Source organism: Companilactobacillus bobalius (genome assembly GCF_009764355.1).
Genome location: NZ_LNUA01000011.1, coordinates 217,757 through 242,041 on the forward strand (window position 1 = coordinate 217,757; position 24,285 = coordinate 242,041).

Annotated in this window: 21 protein-coding genes and 1 other RNA gene; 11 read left to right on the forward strand and 11 right to left on the reverse strand. The window is 33.8% G+C overall.

Annotation, left to right across the window (positions count from 1 at the left end):
* Positions 1–483: 483 nt before the first annotated feature.
* Complete coding sequence (adhE, locus tag ATN92_RS02990; RefSeq protein ID WP_056951702.1) at positions 484–3,102, forward strand: bifunctional acetaldehyde-CoA/alcohol dehydrogenase; 2,619 nt, start codon at positions 484–486, stop codon at positions 3,100–3,102.
* 304 nt (positions 3,103–3,406) lie between these two features.
* Entirely contained in the window at positions 3,407–4,654 is a 1,248-nt protein-coding gene (locus tag ATN92_RS02995) for an MFS transporter (RefSeq protein ID WP_056951914.1), read from the forward strand.
* 33 nt (positions 4,655–4,687) lie between these two features.
* Here ATN92_RS02995 and ATN92_RS03000 read toward each other — a convergent pair whose 3' ends face one another.
* The 3 genes from ATN92_RS03000 to ATN92_RS03010 all read right to left on the reverse strand — a co-directional run bounded on the left by ATN92_RS03000 (position 4,688) and on the right by ATN92_RS03010 (position 6,124).
* Complete coding sequence (locus tag ATN92_RS03000; RefSeq protein ID WP_056951704.1) at positions 4,688–4,930, reverse strand: DUF3781 domain-containing protein; 243 nt, start codon at positions 4,928–4,930, stop codon at positions 4,688–4,690.
* Positions 4,931–4,934: 4 nt separating this feature from the next.
* Entirely contained in the window at positions 4,935–5,801 is an 867-nt protein-coding gene (locus tag ATN92_RS03005) for a glycerophosphodiester phosphodiesterase (protein WP_056951705.1), read from the reverse strand.
* A 77-nt stretch (positions 5,802–5,878) separates the two neighbouring features.
* On the reverse strand, positions 5,879–6,124 hold the full coding sequence (locus tag ATN92_RS03010; RefSeq protein ID WP_056951706.1) for a hypothetical protein: 246 nt from the start codon (positions 6,122–6,124) through the stop codon (positions 5,879–5,881).
* Between the two features lie 133 nt (positions 6,125–6,257).
* On the opposite strand from ATN92_RS03010, the gene ATN92_RS03015 reads away from it, so the two are divergent.
* Positions 6,258–6,935, forward strand: coding sequence for a YoaK family protein (locus ATN92_RS03015; RefSeq protein ID WP_056951707.1), 678 nt, complete (start codon positions 6,258–6,260; stop codon positions 6,933–6,935).
* Here ATN92_RS03015 and ATN92_RS03020 read toward each other — a convergent pair.
* Positions 6,932–7,252 carry a DMT family transporter gene (locus ATN92_RS03020; protein ID WP_056951708.1) on the reverse strand — a complete coding sequence of 107 codons (321 nt, stop codon included), beginning with the start codon at positions 7,250–7,252 and terminating at the stop codon, positions 6,932–6,934. The genes ATN92_RS03015 and ATN92_RS03020 overlap by 4 nt on opposite strands.
* Before the next feature lie 145 nt (positions 7,253–7,397).
* Between ATN92_RS03020 and ATN92_RS03025 the strand changes: the two genes are divergently transcribed.
* The gene (locus ATN92_RS03025; RefSeq protein ID WP_056951709.1) at positions 7,398–7,823 is read left to right on the forward strand and encodes a GNAT family N-acetyltransferase; all 426 of its coding nucleotides are present in this window, start codon (positions 7,398–7,400) and stop codon (positions 7,821–7,823) included.
* A 2-nt stretch (positions 7,824–7,825) separates the two neighbouring features.
* The gene (locus ATN92_RS03030; protein ID WP_056951710.1) at positions 7,826–8,035 is read left to right on the forward strand and encodes a DUF3923 family protein; all 210 of its coding nucleotides are present in this window, start codon (positions 7,826–7,828) and stop codon (positions 8,033–8,035) included.
* Positions 8,036–8,074: 39 nt separating this feature from the next.
* Here the strand turns inward: ATN92_RS03030 and ATN92_RS03035 are convergent, their stop codons facing one another.
* Entirely contained in the window at positions 8,075–9,256 is a 1,182-nt protein-coding gene (locus ATN92_RS03035; protein WP_056951712.1) for an MFS transporter, read from the reverse strand.
* Between the two features lie 310 nt (positions 9,257–9,566).
* Here ATN92_RS03035 and ATN92_RS03040 point away from each other — a divergent pair, with 310 nt between their 5' ends.
* Positions 9,567–10,205 (forward strand): GNAT family N-acetyltransferase, encoded by a 639-nt coding sequence (locus tag ATN92_RS03040; protein ID WP_056951713.1) that lies wholly within the window; start codon positions 9,567–9,569, stop codon positions 10,203–10,205.
* 132 nt (positions 10,206–10,337) lie between these two features.
* On the opposite strand, the gene ATN92_RS03045 is transcribed toward ATN92_RS03040, so the two are convergent.
* The 3 genes from ATN92_RS03045 to ATN92_RS03055 form a co-directional block, all read right to left on the reverse strand.
* Positions 10,338–12,689, reverse strand: a complete 2,352-nt coding sequence (locus ATN92_RS03045) for an isopeptide-forming domain-containing fimbrial protein (RefSeq protein ID WP_056951714.1) — start codon at positions 12,687–12,689, stop codon at positions 10,338–10,340.
* 220 nt (positions 12,690–12,909) lie between these two features.
* On the reverse strand, positions 12,910–13,527 hold the full coding sequence (locus ATN92_RS03050) for a cation efflux transmembrane domain-containing protein (protein WP_056951715.1): 618 nt from the start codon (positions 13,525–13,527) through the stop codon (positions 12,910–12,912).
* On the reverse strand, positions 13,517–13,843 hold the full coding sequence (locus ATN92_RS03055) for an ArsR/SmtB family transcription factor (RefSeq protein WP_056951716.1): 327 nt from the start codon (positions 13,841–13,843) through the stop codon (positions 13,517–13,519). Before ATN92_RS03055 ends, ATN92_RS03050 begins: the two co-directional genes overlap by 11 nt.
* A gap of 117 nt (positions 13,844–13,960) precedes the next feature.
* Between ATN92_RS03055 and ATN92_RS03060 the strand changes: the two genes are divergently transcribed.
* The 3 genes from ATN92_RS03060 to ATN92_RS03070 all read left to right on the forward strand — a co-directional run bounded on the left by ATN92_RS03060 (position 13,961) and on the right by ATN92_RS03070 (position 18,457).
* Positions 13,961–14,719 carry a hypothetical protein gene (locus tag ATN92_RS03060; RefSeq protein WP_056951717.1) on the forward strand — a complete coding sequence of 253 codons (759 nt, stop codon included), beginning with the start codon at positions 13,961–13,963 and terminating at the stop codon, positions 14,717–14,719.
* 195 nt (positions 14,720–14,914) lie between these two features.
* Positions 14,915–16,882 (forward strand): hypothetical protein, encoded by a 1,968-nt coding sequence (locus ATN92_RS03065; RefSeq protein ID WP_056951718.1) that lies wholly within the window; start codon positions 14,915–14,917, stop codon positions 16,880–16,882.
* Positions 16,883–17,293: 411 nt separating this feature from the next.
* Positions 17,294–18,457 (forward strand): MDR family MFS transporter, encoded by a 1,164-nt coding sequence (locus tag ATN92_RS03070; protein ID WP_056951719.1) that lies wholly within the window; start codon positions 17,294–17,296, stop codon positions 18,455–18,457.
* Here the strand turns inward: ATN92_RS03070 and ATN92_RS03075 are convergent.
* Positions 18,454–18,897 (reverse strand): hypothetical protein, encoded by a 444-nt coding sequence (locus ATN92_RS03075; RefSeq protein WP_056951720.1) that lies wholly within the window; start codon positions 18,895–18,897, stop codon positions 18,454–18,456. The genes ATN92_RS03070 and ATN92_RS03075 overlap by 4 nt on opposite strands.
* Positions 18,898–18,967: 70 nt before the next feature.
* The gene (locus ATN92_RS03080; RefSeq protein ID WP_056951721.1) at positions 18,968–19,615 is read right to left on the reverse strand and encodes a DUF3862 domain-containing protein; all 648 of its coding nucleotides are present in this window, start codon (positions 19,613–19,615) and stop codon (positions 18,968–18,970) included.
* Positions 19,616–19,759: 144 nt separating this feature from the next.
* On the opposite strand from ATN92_RS03080, the gene ssrA reads away from it, so the two are divergent.
* Positions 19,760–20,124, forward strand: a transfer-messenger RNA (tmRNA) gene (gene ssrA / locus ATN92_RS03085).
* Between the two features lie 174 nt (positions 20,125–20,298).
* On the opposite strand, the gene ATN92_RS03090 is transcribed toward ssrA, so the two are convergent.
* Complete coding sequence (locus ATN92_RS03090; RefSeq protein WP_025086035.1) at positions 20,299–20,619, reverse strand: helix-turn-helix domain-containing protein; 321 nt, start codon at positions 20,617–20,619, stop codon at positions 20,299–20,301.
* Between the two features lie 271 nt (positions 20,620–20,890).
* Between ATN92_RS03090 and ATN92_RS03095 the strand changes: the two genes are divergently transcribed.
* Positions 20,891–23,908 carry a hypothetical protein gene (locus tag ATN92_RS03095; protein ID WP_056951724.1) on the forward strand — a complete coding sequence of 1,006 codons (3,018 nt, stop codon included), beginning with the start codon at positions 20,891–20,893 and terminating at the stop codon, positions 23,906–23,908.
* Positions 23,909–24,285: the final 377 nt, after the last annotated feature.

Sequence of the window (24,285 nt, forward strand, 5' to 3'; positions counted from 1 at the left end):
TATAGTTATTAGAAACGTAGAAGGAAAACTATTGAGAATAGAATAGACCAAATTTTCACAATACAAAATGTATTTAAGAGTAGAACACCTAAGCGAAAATCTCCACAAAAAGGGGGTTGATGCCTATAATCAATCTATATTTGAAACAAATAAAATTTAACATCAAACGACAAAACATCTCATTAAAAAAGATAAATATTTTCACAAGCAAGAGCTGAATTTCAATTCAGCTCTTTTTTTTGTGAATTGGAAAGCAACCTAGAATAGGCATTTTGATGAGATTGTGAAGAAATATTCACAATTGAAATAAGATGTGAAATTATTTTTTGACAATCGTTTGAGTTGCAGGTGTTGATATATCAACGTGAAAACGTTTACTTGAGCTTTTTGAACAAAATAACTTGAACATTGATTGTACAGTGATAAGATAAAACGTGAATTAGTTAACAAATATATCGATTTTTAAATCTTGGAGGTAATCAGATGTTGAAAGGTTCCAAAGATACAAAGGTTTCTACAAAATCAGATGAAAAAGAAGATGTAAAACCAGTTATTGATGCTATGGTTGCTAAGGCTCACAAGGCCTTGGATATCATGGACGGTTTTACTCAAAAACAAGTTGACCATATTGTTCACCAAATGGCCATTGCTGGATTGAATGCTAGTTTTGAATTGGCTAAGTTAGCCTATAAAGAAACTGGCCGTGGAATGGTTGAAGATAAAGTTATTAAAAATATGTATGCTACAGAAGAGATTTGGCACTCAATCAAACGTGACAAGACTGTTGGCATTATTGAAGACGATAAAGAACATCGTTTGATCAAAGTTGCTGAACCACTTGGTGTTTTAGCAGGTGTTACACCCGTTACTAACCCAACTTCAACTGCAATGTTTAAGTCATTGATTGCCATGAAAACACGTAATCCAATTATCTTTGGTTTCCATCCCCAAGCTCAAAATTGTTCTGTTGCCGCCGCTAAAGTTATGTTAAAAGCTGCCGTTGATGCTGGTGCCCCAGAAGGTGTCATTCAATGGATCGAAAAACCAAGTATTGAAGCAACATCATACTTGATGAATAACGAAGGTATTGCTAGTGTTCTTGCTACTGGTGGTCCTGGAATGGTTAAGGCTGCTTACTCAACTGGTAAACCTGCCTTGGGTGTTGGTCCTGGTAATGGTCCTGCATACATTGAAAAGACTGCTAATATCAAACGTGCTGTTAACGATATTGTTTTATCAAAGACATTTGATAATGGTATGGTTTGTGCTTCTGAAAATAGTGCCATCGTTGATGCTGATATTTATGACGAAGTTAAATCTCTATTTGAAAAGAATAGGATTTACTTCATTAAGAAATCAGATTATAAGAAATTAGCTGATGCAATGTTTAGACCAGAGGGTGGGGTTAAAGGTCCTATCGCTGGTAAATCAGCTATCGAAATTGCTAAATTAGCTGGTATCAAGGTTCCCACTGATACTAAAGTACTTGGTGTTGAATTATCAAAGGTTGGCCCAGAAGAGCCACTTTCAGCTGAAAAATTATCACCTGTACTTTCGGTTTATAAAGTTGCTGGGCATAAAGAAGGCTTCGAAAAAGCTGATGAATTGTTACACTTTGGTGGTTTAGGTCACACAGTTGGTATTCACACAATGGATGAAGACTTAGCTACAGAGTTTGGTATTAAGATGAAAGCTAGTCGTGTCTTGGTAAATACTCCTGCCGCTATTGGTGGTATTGGTAATCTTTATAATGAAATGATTCCATCACTTACTCTTGGTACTGGTTCATGGGGGAAGAATTCTATTTCTCATAACGTATCTTCATTTGATTTGCTTAACATTAAGACAATCGCAAAACGGAGAAATAATATGCAATGGATTAAACAACCAAGAGTTTACTTTGAAAAGACTTCAGTTCGTTATCTAGAAGATCTTGAAGGTATGAAGAGAGCCTTTATCGTTTGTGATCCTGTCATGGTTCAACTTGGTTTTGTTGATACAATTACTGATGAATTGAAACGTAGCAAGTTCCATGTTGAATATTCAATGTTCTCTGATGTTGATAATATTGTAACAACAGATGTTGTAAAACGTGGTGTTACTCAAATGAATTTGTTCAAACCTGATACAATTATTGCATTAGGTGGCGGTACAACAATGGATACAGCCAAAGATATGTGGTTGTTCTACGAACATCCTGATGTTGATCTCTTTGGTGCAAAACAAGGATTCATTGATATCAGAAAACGTGCTTACAAGTTCCCTAAGCCTGAAAAAGCACAATTTGTTGCTATTCCAACAACATACGGAACTGGAGCTGAAGTTACACCATTTAGTTCTATTATTGATACACAAACAGGAACAAAGTACCCAATCGCTGATTATGCCCTAACGCCTGATGTTGCTATCATTGATTCACAATTTGTTGAAACAATGCCAAAAGACATCATTGCTGAATCAGGTATGGATGTTTTGAACAATGCTATTGAATCCTATGTAGCCAATATGGCCTCAGATTACACAAGACCATATGCACTACAAGCTATTAAATTAGTCTTTGATAACTTAGAAAAAGCTGCCACTGGTGATAAGGATGCACAAGAAGAAATGCATAATGCTTCAACACTTGCAGGTATGTCATTCGGTAATGCTTTTGCTGGTGTTGGTCATTCAATTACAGATGCTTTGACAAACGTTTATGGTATCAGACATGGACTGGCTTCAATCATTGCTTTACCACAAGTAATCAACTACAACTTCGAACAACCTACAAAAATTACTATGTGGCCTAAGTACGAAAGCTTTAGAGCAGATTCAGATTATGCAACTATTGCTAGATACATTGGTTTGTCAGGTAAAGATGACAGAGCTTTGAAGGATGCTTTGGTTAAGAAGATTATTGATCTTGCACATGGACTTGGTATCAAGTTAAGTCTTAAAGATAACTATATTAATAAGAAGGAATTTGATGAAAATGTTGATGCATTATCAGAAGCAGCATTTGGAGATCAATTCTCATTCACAAATCCTAAAGAACCACTAATTTCTGAATTGAAACAAATCCTTGAAGACATGTATGTTGGTAAGGGAATTGAAAAATAATAAGTTGAGAATGAATTAAAACGGATTCTCAAGCACTAAAAAAATAGTCCTAATAACTTGATTATGAGTTATTGGGACTATTTTTGTATATTAACCGATATTATTTTTAATCCAAAATATTTTAAAGCCTATGTTATGGCTATTAGGACAGATAATTGTCATTAAAATCGATTGTATTTACTTGTATCGTAAAAAACGTTTCCCATGCTATAATTCCTTCGCGTTAGATAAATCTGTTTTCTTCACGCAAATGGATGGGGGTAGTTAATTGATGATTTCTTTAAAGAATAAAAGAAGTGTCAATTTGAAAATTAATAAAGAGCAGTGGAGTTGGATCATGTATGATTGGGCCAATTCTGCTTATGGAATAATTGTTACGACGGCCGTTTTACCAGTTTATTTTAAGTCGATGACTTCAGCTAATCATGTTTCAGCAGCTAGTTCTACGGCGTACTGGGGATATGCCAATAGTTTTAGTACACTTTTAGTGTCATTATTAGCCCCATTTTTGGGGGCATTAGCGGATTATCCTCACTTCAAAAAACGCTTGTTAAGCATGTTTTGTTGGTTAGGGATAGTGATGACGGTAGGATTAGTTTTCGTTCCTGCCTCACAGTGGCGTTTACTATTATTAGTTTATGTTCTGTCAGCAATTGGTTACTCAGTAAGTAATCTTTTCTATGATAGTTTTTTGACTGATGTGTCTAATGATGAGCAAATGAATAAAATATCGACTTATGGCTATGCTTATGGGTATCTGGGTGGGGTAATTGCCTTTATACTGTTCCTTGTTTTGGAATTAACTAGTGGTTTTGGAAAATTAGATGGAACAGGAATAGCTCATTGGAGCTTTGTGATTGCAGCGCTTTGGTGGTTGGTATTTTATTTGCCGCTACAAAGAAATGTTACTCAAAAATACTCTGTTAAATCAACAGCATCTCCTTTGAAAGGGAGTTTTAAACGAGTTTTTCAAACTATTAAACACATTAAACAGTATAAACAAGTAGCCTGGTTCTTAGTGGCTTATTTCTTCTATATAGATGGAGTCGATACTATCTTTACAATGGCAACCGCTATTGGGATGGACATCGGTATAAAAACGTCTGAATTAATGATTGTTATGTTAGTCGTACAATTAATTGCAGTACCGTTTTCCATTCTATTTGGTTGGTTTGCTGATAAAACTTCTACTAGAAAAGGTATTCTTTTAGGAATTGTAGTTTACCTTTTAATTTGTCTGTATGCTTTAAATCTAAAATCCAGTTTTGATTTCTGGGTCTTAGCTATTTTGGTGGGTACTAGTCAGGGTGGTTTGCAAGCTTTGAGCAGATCTTACTTTGGGAAAATTATCCCTAAAGAATCAGGTAGTGAGTTCTATGGTTTTTACAATATTTTAGGAAAATTCTCAGCAGTTATGGGTCCATTTATTGTAGCGATTGTTACACAACTAACTGGTAAATCGACTATTGGAGCAGCTTCATTAAGTGTATTGTTCTTAGTTGGATTAGTTATTTTTGCTATTTTACCTAGAATGGTCAAGAATTCTAAATAAAAAAAACTGAAATCATCTGATTTCAGTTTTTTTTTATATTCTATTAGCGGTAATTAAGCGGTAGTTAAAAGAATTAATTACTAGTTCAATTTTTTCATGTTGAAGATAATAGTTTTTTCCTTCTTTTTGAAAAATAGTATTGTCGGCACTAATAATTTGATTAACTAACTGTTTGATTTCGAGTTCTGATAAATTCAAATTTAATTTTTTGTTGAATCGCCCGAAAACTAGTGGCGTATAACAAATGTTTTCTAAAAATGTTTTTTGATTGGGCATATTATTACTTCCATTTATCTATCAGATGAGCGGTCTCTTTAGTGTTGTTGGTAAAGACACTATCTAATTTAAGTGTATTGAGGGCATTGTAATTGTCGTTATAAGTGTTGATGATCCAACCATTAGTTTTGAAGCCATTTTTGTGGGCCAGTTTAACTAATTTAGGTGTCCATTGTTCCAAACGAATAGAGATAAATTTGATGTAGCGAGGAGCATTTTCAATTTCCTCACTGTATTGACGTTCGGTAACTGAATCTAGTAGCCATAGGATAGGTACATTTTTTAATGATTTATGAAAAGCTTTGATACCAGGGATACTCTCATCTTGCATAATCAAATTATTCTTCATATTGTATTTTTTGATTTCTTTAGCAAGTGTTTTTTCAGTGTCAGTATTGTCGCCAGCATTCTTTTTAGTTTCAATTATGTAGTGAACTTTTTTACCATAACGGTTAAAGACATCTTTTAACTGATGTAGTTTTTCACCATTACGTAGTTTAATTTTGTCCAATTTAGCAGATGTTGACTTAGAAATTGTTACATTTGAACCAGTTGATTTTTTCAAATTATCATCATGAGAAACGTATAATTTATTATCTTTACTGAGCCAAACGTCTTGCTCAATATATTGTGTACCATCCTTTATAGCACGATTGTAACCACTGAAAGAGTGATCGGGATTGTTATAAGGACTACCACGATGTGAAAAAATAATTGGTGTTTCTGGTGAAGCGTGATTGACACTTTGAGTTATCGAGGTAAGGTCTTTGGCCTTTGGTGCAGCCGCTGCAGCCACGTTAGTTAATGAAATAGGTAATTCTAATAGGACTGTGAAAAAAAGTAAGAATGCAATAAATTTCTTTTTTAACATGATTTTCCCCTTATTGTGATATATTCCATCATAGTTGAAACATAAAAAAAGTGCCACCGTAAATAACGGTGACGCTTCTATAGATGACGTGAAAGTAAATGAGTATGTTTATTCTGAAGATTTAGTTGTCTTGTCTTTTCACGTTCGATTTTTAATTGCTTCTTTAATTGTCTATTCTTCCAGAAACCATGAATACATACAGCTGCGGGTAATGTCATGCAACCTAGGATTGCTGGAATTAGCCAAGGATTATCGTGAAGTAATTGAAAACTTTCTTCATTGTAATGATTGATTTCTTCTTGAACATCTTTTGGTAACAACATAATATCGCATCCTCTCTTAATTAATTACAGCATATACCATAATGATTGCGCTGTCATTAAATTAAGGCGAAGGAATAAGCAAACTATCTTATTTTTTGATAAAATTATGATTGTCATAAAAAGAAGGTTACAGATGAAAAGATATCAAAGTTTTAAATTATTCCAATTAAAAGAGATAGCCATCGGCTTAACATTTATTGGTGGTTTTATTGATGCTTATACGTATGTTCAACGCGGTCGAGTTTTAGCAGCAGGTCAAACGGGTAATATTGTTTTCCTCAGTGTAGATATTGCACGGCAAAATTTACCAGGGATTATGACCAAAATTTTTACAATGTTGTTCTTTGTTTTAGGAATTATAACCGTTGAAATTATGAAACATAAAAATAATCGTAGTCATTATTGGCGCTTAACCAGCCTTATTGTAGAGTTCGTGGTCTGTGTAATTGTTGGGTTTATGCCTAAGACAATTTCTAATATCTATATTGTGCCACCACTAGCATTTGTTATGGCGATGCAAAATGTAGCCTTCAGTCAAATTGAAGGTATGGGATATAATAATGTCTTTTCAACAGGTAATTTGAAAAAAGCTGTTATTTCCTTTGTTGAATATTTTTATCATGGTCGTAAGAGTGATGTAACCACAGCAGTGATCTATTTTGAATTAGTACTCGGTTTTGCTTTAGGAGCTGTATCATCAGCTCTTCTTCAGAAGTGGCTATTTGTAAGAACAATTTGGATAGTTCCTGTTTTGTTATTAATAGTTGGTGGATATTATACTTATTTACTTTACTTACGAGACAAGTATTAATTACCAGATGAAATCTTAATACCAATGATACTTATTAATAAAAGAGCTACAAAGACCCAAGTCAGTGGTGATAATTTGTCACCAAAGAGGACAACTCCAATGATAACGGAACCAACAGCTCCAATCCCGGTCCAGATAGGATAAGCCAAACTCATTGGCATTCTCTTAACTGCAATGGCGAGAAAGAACATGCTGAGAAATAAGCCAATAATGGTGTAAATAGTGAAACTGATTTTGGTAAAGCCGTGGCTTAATTTCATAGTGGTTGACCAAACGACTTCAAAAATTCCAGCGATAATTAAATAAATCCAATTCATAATAATTTCCTCCAAAAAAATAAAGTACCCCTATAAATTCCTTCTATGGCCTAATGGAATTTATAAGAGTACTTTTTTTAGTTGACACCCGGCGGTGTATAATTATTTCTATAAAGAATAGCAAATTTGAGGAGAAATGGCAAATATGATTCGAAAGATGCAACCAGATGAAATTGAAATTGTTAGTGATATTTGGTTACAGGGGAACTTGGAGGCTCATTCTTTTATACAAAGGAATTATTGGATTGACAATTTGAATTCTGTTAAGGAACAGTTTAAAGAAGCTGATATATATGTGTTTGTTGATAAGAATCAAATTGTAGGATTTGCCGGTTTACATGGGAATTATTTGGCTGGAATTTTTGTGAAAAAGGAATATCGGAGTCGTGGAGTAGGCAGAAAGTTATTAGATTATTTGAAACAAGAATGTTCAGAATTGTCGTTAGATGTTTATGCCAAAAATATCCAGGCTAAAAAATTCTATCTACAAAATGAGTTTAAGGTGGATCATGAAGGTATTGATGAATCAACTAATGAAGTTGAATATCAGATGTTATGGAAAAGGGGATAAGAATGAAAGTTTGGTGGGGAATTAATATTGCTTGGTTAGTACTATTTGTTGCTAGTGCAATTTATCTTTTAAATAGAAGAATTGACGGAGCTGGAGTTATTCAGAATCCGACAATACGAATGGTTTCGTTAGCTGTTTTAGGTGGATGCTTTATTTTTGTTTGTTTATGTCAATTATTAGTATTGTTTTTTATCAAAAGAAAATCTAAGTAATAAAAAATCCTGACCAATTAAATTTGATCAGGATTTTGTTTATTCAGCTGGTACGATAGGATGCTTTCTAACGACAAAGGTTAGTAAGTAAGATGCAGCCAGAATAACTGTTACGACTAAGTACGGATAATGAGTATTCCAATCCATTAATGCTCCAGACATTAGTGGTCCAATAACATTCCCGATACTAGTCAATGACATATTCATACCATTGATAAGACCTTGATTGGAACGGCTAGATTTAGTCAATAGAGTTGTAATAGCAGGTCTTAATAAATCAAATGATGAAAAGATGATTAGCGTTGCCACGATGACTTCGACGTGTGAATGTGCTTGAGTGATCCAGAAGACGCAGACGGCACTTAGTAAAAAGGCAATACTGATCAAACGCATTTCTCCAATTTTATTAATGATCCAATTGAAAGCTGCAACTTGTAGAATTAAAGAAATAATTCCGTTTAGAGTTAAAACTAGAGCGATGGTACTTAAACCGAAGTTAAAAACTTGGTTAACGTAGATACTATAAATACTTTCAAATCCTTGCAAACCAAAGGATGAAACCAAGATCATTCCGAAGAGCATGACCATCGGTAAAGTTAAAATTGATTTGATAGAACCTTGTTCTTGGGCTTTTTTCTCAGCTTCCAAGGCCTCTTCTTCGAGAACTTCTTTGTTTTCCTTTAATAGGAATAAAGTAAAGATGGCACTGATGATACCAAGAGCACCAGCAAAGTAAAATGGTGTTTTATAAGTGATGCCAGCTAAAATACCACCAAGTCCTGGTCCTAAGATCAAACCACCACTAAAGGCAGCAGAAAGCCAACCAATAACTTTGGCACGTTCTTTTAAAGTTGTTAGATCAGAACCCAACGCCATAGAAGTTGGTACAACCATCGCAGCCGATAAACCACCAATAACACGTGAAATGTTAAAGATAGGTAAACTAGTTGCGATGGCAAAGATGAATTCTGAAATAGCATAGGTGAACAAACCAATAACAATTACCGGTTTACGTCCAACTTTATCCGACATCTTACCGACAATAGGTGAGGCGACAAATTGAGCGAAGGCAAAAAGTGACGTCATGACCCCCATTTGAGATGTCGTATAGTGAAACTCGTTCTTGATAAATGGTGTAACTGGAATAACTAATCCGATTCCTAAACAGATTAGAAAGTTACTGACTACAAGGATATAGATTGATTTCTTGTTTTTCCCCATATTTCCCCCCTAATGATAAATATTTTTAAGTTCAAAAAAACTACCATCTGCTGATAGTAGTTGACGATAAGAAAGCCGATATTCTAAGAAGAACTTAGATATCGGCTAGATATGAACTTGAAATCTCACATTACCTCATAGCTTACTATGATTCCATATTAATGTCTAATACTTTAAACTAACTATTTCATTAAATATATATAACAAAAATAACGTTTGGCATATAAATTTATTAAAAATGATTTTATAAATGGACATTTTGTATGGATGGTATTAATATGTTAGGTATGACTAATAAGGAGGTCATATTTTGGATTTTCGAAGTGGCTTGAACAGTGATAAGCCTCAGATAATAAATTTACTAGTAGATTCATTTAAGGAATACATCACAACTAAGAACATGTTCCAACAAGAGTTCAGATCTAGTGCTAAGTTTGATAAGTTGTTGCATAAATACTTTGCTCTGGAAGTTAATGTATTCATGAAAAAAGGTTTGGTTTATGTTGGAGCTGACGGAAAGGGAAAGCCTAGAGCAGTTGCTCTAATTGAATTCAATCAAGGTCGTCAGATAAGCAACTGGGATTATCTATCAATGGATGGTCTGAAGTTGATACCGCAGATTCTTATGAGTGGATTCAATGGTTTCAATGCATTCGATATCTTTAAATTCGAAGATCTTTTCGATTTAGTAAAAGGTAAGAAGAAATGTGCTGTTGAATATTTAGCTGTAGATAAAAGTTTACGTGGTCAAGGAATTGGTAGTAAGATGCTAAATAATCATATTAGCCCTTATGTTAAGAAAATTGGTTACCGCAATATTATTTTGGAAACCAATACACAAAAGAACGTTAAATTTTATAAAAAGAATAATTTTGCCGTACGCTCAGTTAAGAAAGTTAACTTGAGCCATGGTGATGTTAAAGATTGGGTCTTATCAAAGGCTATCTAAAGCAAAAAGGACATTCACGATTGTGAATGTCCTTTTTTTACTAAAAACAACTAATTCCTACTTCATAAGAATAACAAATTATTTTTGAAGTGGTGTTTTTCTTAAGGAAATTTAAATTTTCTTGAGATTTTCTTAAATCGATTCAATCAAATTCCACGATAATATGCCTTTGTAATTTCCAGCTGAAGTACCCGGAGCTAAATGAATTTGCCAATCATTTGCACCAACGTAGTTAGATAGGTTTAAGGTATCTTGACTTCCTGAAAAATTATCTGTCTGAATAGGGACGCCATCAGTTGTAATAGGTTGCCAAGTACCATCATCGGTAACTTTACTTGTTCTTTGTCTGATAAATAATAAGCCTGAGTCGTCAGCCTGCAAAGTCTCATTATTGGAATTCTTCATTTGAGTATCAGTATTGTTATTGTCATAGGAAACGGAAACGTTAAAATTATTGTCGTCGGGATGAGCAACAATCAATCCACCTTTAGTGGCAACATTGTTAAGAACCATTTCTTTTCCATAAACATTAACTGAGCCGAAATCTATCAGGCTAGGAACTTCAGTAAAGGCGTCACTCTTTTGAATATTAACTGAAGCACCGTTAGAAACCATGTCACGGATTGTCTCATTTGAGGAGCTCACTCCGCCAGAAACAGTAGCAACATTGGTTACTTGACCAACTGCTGCAGAGGTTACTTTAGCATTGAATTCCAATGTGACGTTTTCCCCAGCATCGACCTGGTTAATACCAGTATTTATTTGAGAAGATTGATAAGGCGTTGTATCTTTAGGACCTTTAATATGAACTTTTCCATCTAAAACTAGTCCAGTAGGAAGATCATCGGTTAATTTGGTACCAGCTAATAGAGAGTCACTACCGGCAGATACTTTATAAACCATATAGAAATCAACAATGTCACCAATATTAGCATTAGTGCTTGTTGTAAAATTGGTTTCACCTTTAGTAACGTTCTTGACGTACTTGTTAAATGTGAAATCAAATTTAGACTTTTTGACTGGAATATCTACCGAAGCATCATAGGTTTTACTTGATGTTTTGGTATCGTGACCAGTGAAGTAAGCAGTATTCGTAATGGTTTTTCCACTGGCATCTCGAGTGATACTAGCATTGTATGAAATAGTGGCTTCTTGACCATCAGTTAAAGATAATGTCGGTGGGATGGTCAGCGTTTTGGTTGAAGCATCATAATCACTAGCATTAATAGGAGTTGATGTACCATCATTATAGGTTAGAACAATACTATTAGGATCAATTTGTAAACCATCAGGAATAGTATCCTTAAGCTTTTCATAGGTCCATGAACTTCCATATCCGTTATTACGAACTTTTAAAGAGAATTTTAATTTATCACCGATATTGTTGACTCCGGTACTATTAGTTTGATTAGTATAAGTTTTACTTACAACTGGCAGAGCATAGGGACTAGCAGTAACACCCATTGTTGAGCCATAGTGCGCAGTTTCACCAGGATCTAAGGTAGTTGGATCCCACTTTAGAGTATAACTGGAGTCACTAAGTGCTGCAGTACCAGTTATTGGATCTCCGTATTTGTAGTTCTTTGACTCAGCACCGGCTCCGGTTTTAGAATCGAACCCCTTGATCCAATCCATACCGCTACTACTAAATGTTTGACCAGCGTAGTAATTGAATCCGTCCGGAGTTTCATTAGTAACCATTAATTTGTAGGAACCATCTTCAATGAATAGACCGTTAGAATTTCCCAAATCTTTTATTAGAACACGGTCGTTATCACTTAATTTAGTATCCTCACCATATAGAACCTGGAATGATTGTGTTCGACTAGAATTATTGGTTAAAAATAACTCTCTTTGAATGATGGCAGAATTAGTTGGCGAAGCGCGTAAAACAATTTCTGCCTTTAAATCAAAAACATTATTGCCTGTCCCAGTTCCTCTTACAAAGTCACCAACAATCTTGTAAGCAGCGTGTCCGTTAGAATCTTTACCAATATAGAATTTTTTATTTTGCATATATGCAGTTGAGGGTTGGCCAATAGTACTACTGCCCAAAAGCGCATACTTACTAGCGGTTAGACCACTAAGTCCGAAACTAGTGTTAAGTGGTGCAATTAAAAAATCTGGTGAAGTGGATGATACTTGATCCGTATTAACTGATGAAGTAGTACTAGTATGAGAGCCCTGGAAGACTGAACCAACATATTTTCCATTATCATTTAGAAAAATATTGATTTTTGAACGGTAAATATTGTTACCTCCTTGAGTATCTGATGGTTGATTAAGTGTATTATCAGACATGGATTTTACGTTACCGTTTGTATCTTGAGTCAAACCAAAAGCATAACCTAGACTAATTCCAGGAGCAATTTCCAATTGTTGATAAGAATTTACTGAGGATGTACCCGAATTCCAAGTAATATCTTTATCATAACTTGTTTGGGTGTCAGGATCAGCTGCGTGTACGTTCGTGACGGGAAGCAATAGTATGAGAATGAAAGTTATAAGAAAAACATCAAATAAAAATTGATAGATTTAAATCTCTTCATAATAAATTCCTCCCGTAAATACTATTATTCACAGTAATTATAATACTATATCGAAAAGAATAATTGATATTTTGATTAATTTTTCAGCCTCATATTTATATAGATATTTATATAAAATAGAGGAAACACTAAAAAAAATAAACATTAAATTTAATTTAATGTTTATTTAAACCATTTTTGAATGATTCCAAGCCTTCGTTTGCGATAAAGTAGACTAATACTAGGGCGGCAATTGAATCGACCCACCATAGACCAAAGAGGGCAGTTAGAATGGCACCTAAAAGTACAGTTCCTGCCATGTATGCACAGGTGATATTACACATTCCGTCTTCAATTAGTGCGTCAGAACTAATACTTTTACCTAAAGAACGTTTTTTGAAGGTGAAGAATGGCATTAATAGGACCGATGCTATGGCAATTGAGATACCGGAAATACTAGTGTCAGCGGCTTGATGGGTAATCAAATTAAAGAATGATACGGCGACAACGTAGGCTGATAGCAGTAATAATACGCTACCAACGATTAAAGAAGATTTTCTCTCGGCATTTTCGATTTGTTCAACCGAATCATTATTGAATTCTTTTTTTAAACGCCAAATCAAGGTACTTCCAGAAATGATTTCTAAAAAACTATCTAAACCGAAAGCAATTAAAAGAATTGAACCGGCTTTTATTCCAGAATAGAAACCAACAATAAATTCGAAGGCCATCCAAATAGTTGAGAGATATTCTATTTGAAGACTCTTTTTAACATAATCTAGTTTATTCACCATGTTTTTTACCTCGCATAACGTGATCAGCGTGTTCTAGAGTTTCATTAATAACATCTAAAATATGAGGATCATCTAATTGATAATAATTAGCCTTTCCGACTCGATGGGAGCTTACTAGTTGATAATTTTTAAGAAGAGCTAGTTGGTGAGAAATGACTGACTGCTCGACGCCTAATAATTCGACGAGCTCGCTGACGTTCATTTCTTTTTGTTCCAAAATATTGAGCATTTGAATTCTAGTTGGATTGCTAAGCAACTTTAGAATTTTTTGTGATTCGTTTAAGAGATCAGGAGCAATGATTTTTAGTTGTGACATATTTCTCTCCTACATATGTTATTTTTAACATATGTAAATGATAACATACCATCAAGAGAAATAATATTGTGGTAAGATTTATTTATTGTATGTTAATAAATTGTGGAGGATTTGGTCATGACGGATTTCACTGGAAATTATTCGGATCAAAAGATAACCATAGATTTAAAGGATTTGGGAAGTATTAATTATTATTTCACGAAGCCTGAGGAATACAGTAAGGAATCAATCTTCTTGATAATGCAGAACCGTGAGATTATTGGATTAGGAATTGGAGATCTGGACAATACCGAGGCCGCTACGAGCTATATTGAAATTGTGGTACCGGAAAACTTTATCGTTACGGACTTCTTTTATTTCCTGACTAAACATATGGTGCAATCGGGTTATAAGATCAATGCTGAGTATAAGATGCAAATTTCACAGGTTTCACTACAGTTGTACGAAAAATATTGGCAGAATGTGTTGCCAATCCTGTCTGCTTTTGGTTTAAGAACTACTCCAGTTAAAAGGGTTAAACCACGTCACAAATTTATGGCTTCCTTAGCAGATGTACCTTTCAAAATTGATTATAAGGGTAGTAAAGCGACGGTTTATTGGCAAAAACGTAGCCAGTTCTTAGTTAAATCTGGGGCTATATTGGTTGGTCAGGCACCATTGACTAAATCTGGTGTGATTGGTTTTGCTGGCAGATTTGGCTTACGATTGCGACAGGAACATGAGAAGGAATTACATGACAATGTTTTGACAAAAGATATTGTTTTACGAAGTGTTAATGAAGTTGGAACATTTCTCTATTTTGCAGGAACTAATGGCTGGCTACAATTAAAGTCACCATCGGGACAAACTTTACATGAGTTGACAGTGGAAAAATAGAGCAGACATCCGTTGGAATTTATAGGCGCGTACTATAAATTCGATAGATGTCTGTTTTTTTTGTATGTCTTTTTATAATAATATTCATTAAAATACAAAATATGTGTAATTTTTTAGTTAATTTTGAGTAATATTGTTTTATGAATTTAAAAAATTATTATATTATATTAATGGTCAAATTAGAAAGGATATATAATGACGAAAAAATTTAACAAAGTTAGGCTTGGCTTGATTTTAGTATTGGTGATAATATTCTATTCATTTGTCAATATTAAGAATGATTCACTAACTGTTAAAGCTGATGATCAAACTGTTAAACCATATGCAACTCCAACTTCGGATCCAATTGTTTTCTTAGGTATTTGGTTTTCTAATGGTTACTCGTTACAGCCAGAAACTGATTATTATACTCAAGTGGGGCAATCAATTGTAGTTCATACTTCTGCAAGTCGATCCATTTGGACAGTCTTAACTGGACCAGTTGATTCGCCACATTATAGATGGTATAAATCGACAGACTATGGTGAGAACTGGAGTAGTGTTTCGGAATCTGATGGCGGTCACCGTATGAATTTTCCAATAACTCCTAAGAGTTCAGGAACGACCTGGTATCAGCTCGATACACAATATTACACTTTACTCACGCCTTATTTAAAAACCCACATATATTCTAAGGTAACAGCTGTACATGTTAAGGATCCGGTAAATGCCACCAGCCTCAAAGTAAGCGCTGACAATAAATATATATATAATGAATCAGATTCAGATTTATCACAAAATTATACTTTTATTCATGCATATCCGACGCCAACGGATGCAACCGGTAAAATAACCTATTCAGTTGATAAGCCTGAAATAGCTAATTTTGAGGAAGATACTGAAAATGGTGGAACAACGAATAAATTAATAGCAAAAAGTGGTGCTGTTGGTACGGTTAGAGTAACTGCCAAAATGCAAAATCCCGACGGATCAACTACGAGTGGCTATACTGATGTCAGAGTTGGTGGTGGACTTGATGATCAGACAGTTGATGTTGGACAATCGGCAACGTTTAGTATGCATGGTAATATAGATGGAACTAATTCGAATACAAGTGGGAGTATTCAGATTAAATGGTATAAGTATGATAAAGACGGAAACAAAACCACTGTAGCGACAAGTAACAGTAGCAATTACAAAGATTATGTTGATTATACTATCCCCAAAACGACTATGGATGACAATGGGACACAGTATCAGGCTCAAATAACCGTCTCTTTATTGGGCTTTATTCAAACGGATAGTTTAACTACTAATAAGGCAACATTGACGGTTAAAAATAATCCAGATCTTTCGATCTCTACTAAAGTTATTAATAATACTTATGATGATGGTAGTAATACTTCCGATACCTTAAATAAGGTAACTAATAACGATAATATTTCATATGAATTCAACTTAAAAAATAATAATAAAAATTCGATTTTGACTAATGGAAGTTATGTAGTTCCTGTTCATAAAGGGACACTTGTAAATAATGTTGAATTAGATGGAAAAGAAGTAGATTCAGATAATTATACTGTTTATAACAGCTCAGATAAGAAGGAATCCTATATTATCATTAATGGAATAGATTTTAATGAGAACGCACAGTCACATTCATTAAAAATAGATGCAACAGTATCGGGAGTAACTGATGCGGAAAAATTTGAATCAGTTCCCTATTATTATGGTGATGATTATGGAGGTTCGGTCTATCAAGAGAGTGCAAGTAAACATACGATAAACTATGTAAATGATAAGTTTAATGCTGCGGTAAATGATATTAGTTTTGGAACAATTAAAGATTCACAGCTGAATAAGGTATATTACCGTCAAGATGATAACAATTTACCTAATAGCACAATTAATATTAGTGATCAAAGAAGAGATAAAAAGGCAATGAAGGTTTTGGTATCCGAATCAAAACCTTTAGGTGATGGAATGACATTACGTTATTATCAAAATGACGATTATACCAATCTATCAAATAGTGATGTATTAATTAAGAGTTTTGATCAAGATAATATATCATCAATTGGATGGAAAAAAGACGAAGGAATTCTGCTTTATATTGGAAATACATTGCCGACGGCTGGGAAATATAGTACTGAATTACATTGGACCTTTGAAGATAGTATTTAAAATTAAAGTATCCACGTAAAATATTTTTAGGACTTTTATATAGATGTTTTAAATAAAGAAAATATCAATAAAAAATCAGTTTAATGACCATTAAAGGGGACATTAAACTGATTTTTTTGTTGAAAGGAATTGGATTCTATTTCAATTTTTTTCTTTGAATTAAATTGTAGTTGGAGTTTTAGGGCCACAATAACTGTTGCAAGTACATTTTTGATCATCAAGCATTGGACAATGACAGATTCCATCTTTACTTGAACAGTGGCAACTGGAAAAACAAGTCATTCCTTGATGACAATATGGATTATTATCAGACATTTTGACTTCCTCCTTAATTACAGAATATCATACGTTGACAATGAGCATTTAGATGATAAACTTTTCACAACTTTATAATGTGTTTAAGGGGAAATTATGAAAAGAGTATCAGCTAAGACTCTGATTTTGGGTGCTTTTTTAGAGTCAGTCGGAGCTAGTTTTATTTGGCCTATCAATACGATATTTATCCACAATTATTTGCACAAGTCATTGGCAGTCGCTGGGATGGTTTTGTTTTTCAATTCGATATTAACCTTTTTAGGAAATTATTTAGGTGGAAAATTATTTGACCGTTGGGGTGGTCATAAAACGGTTATTATCAGTACGTTAATTGGATTATTGGCATTGGTTGGCTTGATTTTTGACCATGGTTGGCCAGCGTATCCGATTTTGTTACCAATCTTAGGATTTGGTGTTGGTAGTGCCTTTACGGTCATTAATTCATTTGCGGCGCAGATAGATGATGTTGACCGCTATAAACTTTTTAATGGAATTTACATGGGAACCAATTTAGGAAATGCTATCGGAACGGCTCTAGGTGGTTATATTGCTGGAGTTCAGATGACATTGGTTTTTGTAGCTAATTTTTTCTTCTTAACGCTTTTTTTCCTATTAGTAATCTTTGGTTACAATAATCGAGAAGTGGTAGTTGAAAATGGTACAAAGGATGAGATTAAAAAGGTAAGAAAAACTAAATTACAACCAGGAGTTGGTCTGATTGCGTTGTTCTTAGGAGTATCATGGTTGGCATATTCACAATGGAGCAGTAACATTTCCGCTCACTTAACTAATTTAGGGATTCCTGTTAGCCGTTATAGTTTGTTGTGGACCATCAATGCAGTGGTGATTGTTTTAGTTTTGCCATTAATTAATCGTTTGGTTGAAAATAAAGCGTGGTTTAAGAGAATTCAGATACCACTTGGAGTCATCTTGTTTATTGCGGCATTTGCTTCAATTATTAATGCAAAAGTTTATTTAGCGTTTGTTATTGGGATGGTTGTCTTAACCTTAGGTGAAACTCTAGTTTATCCGGGAATTCCAGCTATGGTTAGTGAATCGACACCAAAATCGGAGGCAGGGCGTTATCAAAGTTTGTTGAGCATGTCTTCAACTTTTGCTAGAGCGATTGGACCATTAGTTGGTGGATTGATTGTAGAACATGGTTCTTACAATCTTTTATATTTAGTAGCGATTGTTATTTTAGCAGTGTCTTTGGTGATTTTGCGTTTTGGTCATCGAAAATTACTTGTTAACAATTAGTTATAATAATTAGACGGAAAATGGTTAACGGAAATTATATGTGGATTCCACAAATAGGGACCGAAGTGCTCGTAAGATATAAAAATACCTAAATCATTTTTGTTATCCAGGGTAGCAACTAGATAACCACTTTTGCCATCTGAACCTTGAAATTCAGTTATATCTTTTACTTTTTGATAATGATGTTTTTGTAAGAAATCTTTAATTTTCTGATTAGTAGACTTGTAAGTAATATTACCATTGCTCAGTTCAGAATTAATAACACTTTTTATTTGAAGTATGTAAGAAATTTCAGGAATAACAAAGAAGCCTAAAATAATTGTGGTTAGAATGGTGGCAAGCACTATAATAATTTTTTTCAATGCAATCTCCTTAGACAGTAATTGATCTCTGTTAATATCATCTGGCATTTGTAGAAAAGTTGAAAGCAATTTTGGCAAATAAAAACTCCCTAATCTATGAAGACCGTTAGTCTTAATAATTAAGGAGTTTTTCTACTCTTGTAGAGGCTTATTTTAAATTGACTTGTGATTTGGCGATTATTTTATTATCGGATAGCTTAATATCAATTGAAGCATTTTGACTAGGATCTGCTTCAGATAAGTCCGAAACATAGGTTAATGTTCTAATTCCATTAATGTCAGAATAATCGTCAGGATCGCCAAGTACAGAGATAACACGGTTGTAATTGTCACCATTTTTAAGTTTATTGAAATCGGCTAGGGTCAAACTATTTTCTCGATCAATATCAAGTCCTTGGATGGATTTAGATTTAGCGATGTTTTTGAAAAAAGTAATTTGAATCATTACTTGATTGTTGTTGTCAGTTTTATTCCATGTGGCGGTGATTTCTTTTCCTTTTTTATCCATTATTTGTGTTTCAGTAGGATTTCCAAGTAGATTAGTGATGACTTTTCTGGAGTAGCCATTCTTGCCGGTTTTAATGGAATTGTATTTAGCAACCAAAGAAGGATTCTTTTCGGCCTGTTTTCTCTCTGATTGATCTTTTCGTTGATCCACATTAGCTTGATCAGCTTCATCTTTATAGTAGGAATAGTTGGCGATGTAGGTAGTAGCTGACACTACAATAATAATCGAAAGAATCGTGATCCAGAACCAGTTTCTTCTATAGAAAGGTTTCTTTTCATTTTCATTCAATATGTTTATACCTCCGTCTATATTCAGTATTTTACTAGTATTTACTGAAAGTAGCATCCTAGATGCACCAATATTTTCATAATAAATAAACTTATAATTTGCTAAATAAAACAAAATTCGATAGTATAGACTGTGAACACTAATGGGGGTGTTCTGGATTCGACATGTGTAGTAGCGTGTGAGTTGCACTTAGGGCCTTGCGTCCCTTTAAAACGCACAGTTTATTATAACTGCAAAAAATAATAATAACTACGCATTAGCTGCCTAAAAACAGTCTAAGCGTGATCCATTCTAGTTTCGCCCAAGGGCTGGAAATGGGTCTCAAAAATATTGGGCTACGTTTAACTACGCATTCTGAATAGTTAAAAAGAGATTGTCGGAATAGTCATTGTGGCTAGCCGGGTTGTATGGCGTTCATAGTGGCGAAACTTTAAATAATACAACTATGAGTGTAGAGGCTTGCATAGCATTACGCTTGGACAGGGGTTCAATTCCCCTCACCTCCATAAAGCAAATAAGAGTCAGCTATATCAGGTAATTTATACCTTGATATAGCTGGCTTTTTTTCTTTTTCATAATTTATCTAATACTAGGCATGTATATTGGATAAATATGTTTATCGTCAAAAATAAGTAAGGGAGCAGTAACTAACTACGGTTAGTTACTGTTTTTTTATAACCAATTTATTTATCATCAACGAAGCCGATTATTTCCATGAATAAATCTACATAAGATTGGCGATCTTTCAGATTCATTGTATTCATAAATTTAAAGAAATTATCAGTTTTTTCATCAATGAGACTGTGTTTAAAAATATCACCCATCTCCATATCTAGAGCGTGGACAATTTTTTCCAACTTAGATAAGGATATGCTACCTGATTCTCCCAGTTCCAACCTTGAGATTGTATATCTAGAAACATGAGAAATTTCGGCAAGCTGTTCAATTGTTAATCCCTTGCTTAATCTTTTTTGTCTAATAAAATCATTGTAACTTTTAGCCATAGTAGTCATACACCTCAAGCCTTAAGCTCCCCTACGATAAGACTAAATTAAATGTCAAATAACAGTCATTTTTTCTAAAATATTGAAAATATGCGCATAATTGTTTTATAATACCTCATATATAGAGAAAAGGGGGATATTTCTTTGAAAAAATCAAGTTTTTTTCTATTTTTAGATTCTTTCGTTATGTTTTTAATATCTCTTTTTTCAGATTGCCAGTAGGAATCCATTGATTGATATCATATGGAATTTCTGATGAGGGGGTCATCACATGTTTTTTATAAAAAATTTACATCGCAATAAATTGAATTTGTTTCTGATATATTTATCAATATTCCTAATTGGTTTAATAACGAATACTACATTTGTAAAAGCGGATAGTTCAGATAACGAAATATCTCAATCATTAAATTTAAACAGTAATTTATCCGATGATTCTAATGATACTGGGGTATCTCAGCCTTATAAAGCAGACTTTTTAAATCAAATAAATAATTCAGGAGAATTCAGTTTAAAAAATAAACAAATAAATGCTACATTGAAAAATTTTAGGGTGCAATCGATATCCAGTGTTCCGGTGTTAGATGTTAAGGGGAGTTCTGTTACTGTCAATAGTTGGCAGGATTTTATTGATGCCGCTAATAATACATCGGTAGGGGAAATAATTATTGGCGTAGACCTAAAGGCCGCTGATAATAAGGTTAGTTTTCAAAATGATAAGGTTGTTGCTTTTAACGGACACAGTATAGATATGGCTAGTAGATATCTGAATACTAACAATTATCAGATTAATTTTGTTGATGCATCAATTAATTCAACTGGATCAGCAATGCTAAGATCTAGTTCAAATGCTGGAATTATATTTTCAGGTATAGGTTCTTTAACTGGTTCAATTTTAGACAATAATAATATTTATACCAATTTGACTTTTACTAATGCCAACTATGTAACGCAAAATACAAGTTCCACTCCTACGATTAGATTTAGAGGATCGTCAGGTGGAGATCTATCTATCAAAGATTCGACAATTACAGATAGTTCTAGGAGTTTTTATTATAGTTCTACATCTGATAGTATTTCGAAAAATATCAATATAAATAATTCAACAGTTAAATCAACTTACGCCTCGGGAACTTCAAATTATTTTATCAGTACGAGTGGAACTAATACTCAAACTGGTATGGTACTTGAAATGACTAACAATTCAAACGTAAATGTTGATAAAACAAATCAGGGGGATTTTAATGCTCCCATTTATCTTTTTGGAACGAATACCAAGATTATATTATCAACAAATTCTAAATTTACAGTAAATAACCCTAATGGAGCTGCCATAACGGAATCTGGAGTAGGAAGTATTTTTGATGTTTCTGATGAAGGTACTGAATTAAATGTTTCTCGTTCAGGAACAGCTGATTATAATAATGCTGTTATTAGGTTTGCATGGACGGGAGAAATGACATTTGATATAAAAAATCATGCTAAAGTTTCAATTAATCAAAATGGAACTGTTAATACATATGGAATCCGTATGTATGGTGGAGGTAATAATATTTCGGTAAGCAATGGTGCTGAATTTGATTGTATAAATAATTCAACTAGTTCGGGTCCGGGAATTGGAGATAATGACGGACAAGGAATATATTATGCTGGTGGCGGAAATTCGAACTCTTTCAAATTAAGTGGTACAGACTCTCAGGTTCTCATTAGTGCGAACAATGGACCAGCTATATCTTCATTATCAAGAATCGACATGACAGCCGGTGATGGGACTTCTTTTGTAGCACGAGGGTATTATCCTGGCAACGCAATATTCTATTCTGCAAATATATTAAATTTTAATATGGGGGTACCTAGATATTTTGATTTTATGAATACTGCTTCCATTGGAACAGGAATAGGGGGGACTTTATTCAATTGTTCGGATACTAGCCAATTTAATCATGGTAATATTCCACTATCTGTATGGTTAAGTACATCAAATGTTCAAAAATCTCCTACTAAGAGCTGGAAATATGTTAATGCTACTTATTCAGGAGTTAATTTCAATAAATTTACTACTACTACTTCTGATGCTGATTTTAAAGAATTCTTAGTAAATAATTCAGGTTTATCGAAATTGGGAAGGATGACGGCTAATACAGCACCTGCTCAAGTAAAAAATGCCCCTGACCAGCCTACCAATGCCGATTCATATGTTTGGGTACCAACATTAATGCCCGCTGAGAATAATGCATATCGCCCTTCATATGACAATGAAGTTTATGCTGAGGTTCAATTAACTTATCCAGATGGAACAACTAAAACTGCAACTGGGACATCTGTTCAGAACCAAAAATATTATGAATACAGTACATCAACGATTGATGGTGCTATTAAGATACCAATTAGTAACTTTGGTTCCAGTACAAAATATCTAGAACCAGGTACCAAGATAAAAATTTTAAAATTGTGGAGAAATGATCCGGATTATAATTCTGTTAATGCTATAAAGACTGATATGAGCAATACGAAATATAATCAATATAAAGAACAAACGGTCATAGATAAGACGCCACCTGATCCAGTAGTAATAAAAAATAATGTAAAAATGATTTCTCAGTGGTCTAAAGAATTAGAAGGTACAGGTGAACCAGGAACGTCATTAAGTTGGAAGATAATCCATCATAATGGTAGTGCAGATACGGTTTATTCAAATGCCACGACAGTTGACAGTAATGGGAACTGGAAAATAAATAATATTTCTGGAATAGTAAATGACGATAAGATTGTCATTTACTTGACTGATAAAAATGCTAATACTACTCCATTTTCGGAAACAGTTTTCCATGATGCTACATTTTTACCAGCTACCGTTGTAAGTGTAGGTGGAACTAATACCTTATCTCTCGACGTTACTCAGAATTTGGATTTTGGAGTTATTCCTGCATATACTCCGGTGATAAAGTCACCGGCATCCAAAAAATTTAATGTAACTGTTAATGATGATAGAGATCCATCACATGTTAATGGTTGGAAATTGATGGCTAGAGCATCTAACTTTAAATCAGGTCAAAGGGAAATAAGTAGTGATGACCTTGGCCTAGAGTTAAATGACAATAATAACATTATCAATATCACAAATACTGATTCACTAATTAGAGAACAACAGAGTACAGATGATTATAGAGGATCGACGATTTTAGATTTGATAAATGGACCTCAAAAAATAAAATTAAGAAGTAACGGTGTTGATTATCCTGGAAAATATACAAGTACAGTCACTTGGACAGCTACGGATAGTTTATAGAATAATTAATATTAAAATTTGAAAAATATCTTAAAAAATAGGTCCCGATATTCTCATTCTTTGAGTATCGGGGCCTATTTATTATGTCTAAGCAAGGGAAACTTACCGACTTGGGTCGTAAATCGTATGTAATAGAGACTTGTGCCTCAAAGCTACTCATTTTGTGGGCTTCTTTATTCTTGTGGGATGTGTTAGAGCCATTGAGAGAATTGAGAGATGATTTACCTTCCACTTTTTTACCAATAAGACTAAGTTTAAAAATATCACTCATCTTCATATCTAGAGTATGGAAAATTTCAGCAAAATCATTCTATGATTGGACTAAAAAAATATGTCAAATAACAGTCATTATTTTTAAAATGTGAGAAATATGCACA

What these genes read in the sequence shown, in the direction of transcription:
- adhE (WP_056951702.1), top strand. Translation starts at nt 484, where the DNA reads ATGTTGAAAGGTTCCAAAGATACAAAGGTTTCTACAAAATCAGATGAA.
- ATN92_RS03000 (WP_056951704.1), bottom strand. Translation starts at nt 4,930, where the DNA reads ATGCCCAATCAAAAAACATTTTTAGAAAACATTTGTTATACGCCACTA.
- ATN92_RS03005 (WP_056951705.1), bottom strand. Translation starts at nt 5,801, where the DNA reads ATGTTAAAAAAGAAATTTATTGCATTCTTACTTTTTTTCACAGTCCTA.
- ATN92_RS03010 (WP_056951706.1), bottom strand. Translation starts at nt 6,124, where the DNA reads ATGTTGTTACCAAAAGATGTTCAAGAAGAAATCAATCATTACAATGAA.
- ATN92_RS03015 (WP_056951707.1), top strand. Translation starts at nt 6,258, where the DNA reads ATGAAAAGATATCAAAGTTTTAAATTATTCCAATTAAAAGAGATAGCC.
- ATN92_RS03020 (WP_056951708.1), bottom strand. Translation starts at nt 7,252, where the DNA reads ATGAATTGGATTTATTTAATTATCGCTGGAATTTTTGAAGTCGTTTGG.
- ATN92_RS03025 (WP_056951709.1), top strand. Translation starts at nt 7,398, where the DNA reads ATGATTCGAAAGATGCAACCAGATGAAATTGAAATTGTTAGTGATATT.
- ATN92_RS03030 (WP_056951710.1), top strand. Translation starts at nt 7,826, where the DNA reads ATGAAAGTTTGGTGGGGAATTAATATTGCTTGGTTAGTACTATTTGTT.
- ATN92_RS03035 (WP_056951712.1), bottom strand. Translation starts at nt 9,256, where the DNA reads ATGGGGAAAAACAAGAAATCAATCTATATCCTTGTAGTCAGTAACTTT.
- ATN92_RS03050 (WP_056951715.1), bottom strand. Translation starts at nt 13,527, where the DNA reads ATGGTGAATAAACTAGATTATGTTAAAAAGAGTCTTCAAATAGAATAT.
- ATN92_RS03055 (WP_056951716.1), bottom strand. Translation starts at nt 13,843, where the DNA reads ATGTCACAACTAAAAATCATTGCTCCTGATCTCTTAAACGAATCACAA.
- ATN92_RS03060 (WP_056951717.1), top strand. Translation starts at nt 13,961, where the DNA reads ATGACGGATTTCACTGGAAATTATTCGGATCAAAAGATAACCATAGAT.
- ATN92_RS03065 (WP_056951718.1), top strand. Translation starts at nt 14,915, where the DNA reads ATGACGAAAAAATTTAACAAAGTTAGGCTTGGCTTGATTTTAGTATTG.
- ATN92_RS03070 (WP_056951719.1), top strand. Translation starts at nt 17,294, where the DNA reads ATGAAAAGAGTATCAGCTAAGACTCTGATTTTGGGTGCTTTTTTAGAG.
- ATN92_RS03090 (WP_025086035.1), bottom strand. Translation starts at nt 20,619, where the DNA reads ATGGCTAAAAGTTACAATGATTTTATTAGACAAAAAAGATTAAGCAAG.
- ATN92_RS03095 (WP_056951724.1), top strand. Translation starts at nt 20,891, where the DNA reads ATGTTTTTTATAAAAAATTTACATCGCAATAAATTGAATTTGTTTCTG.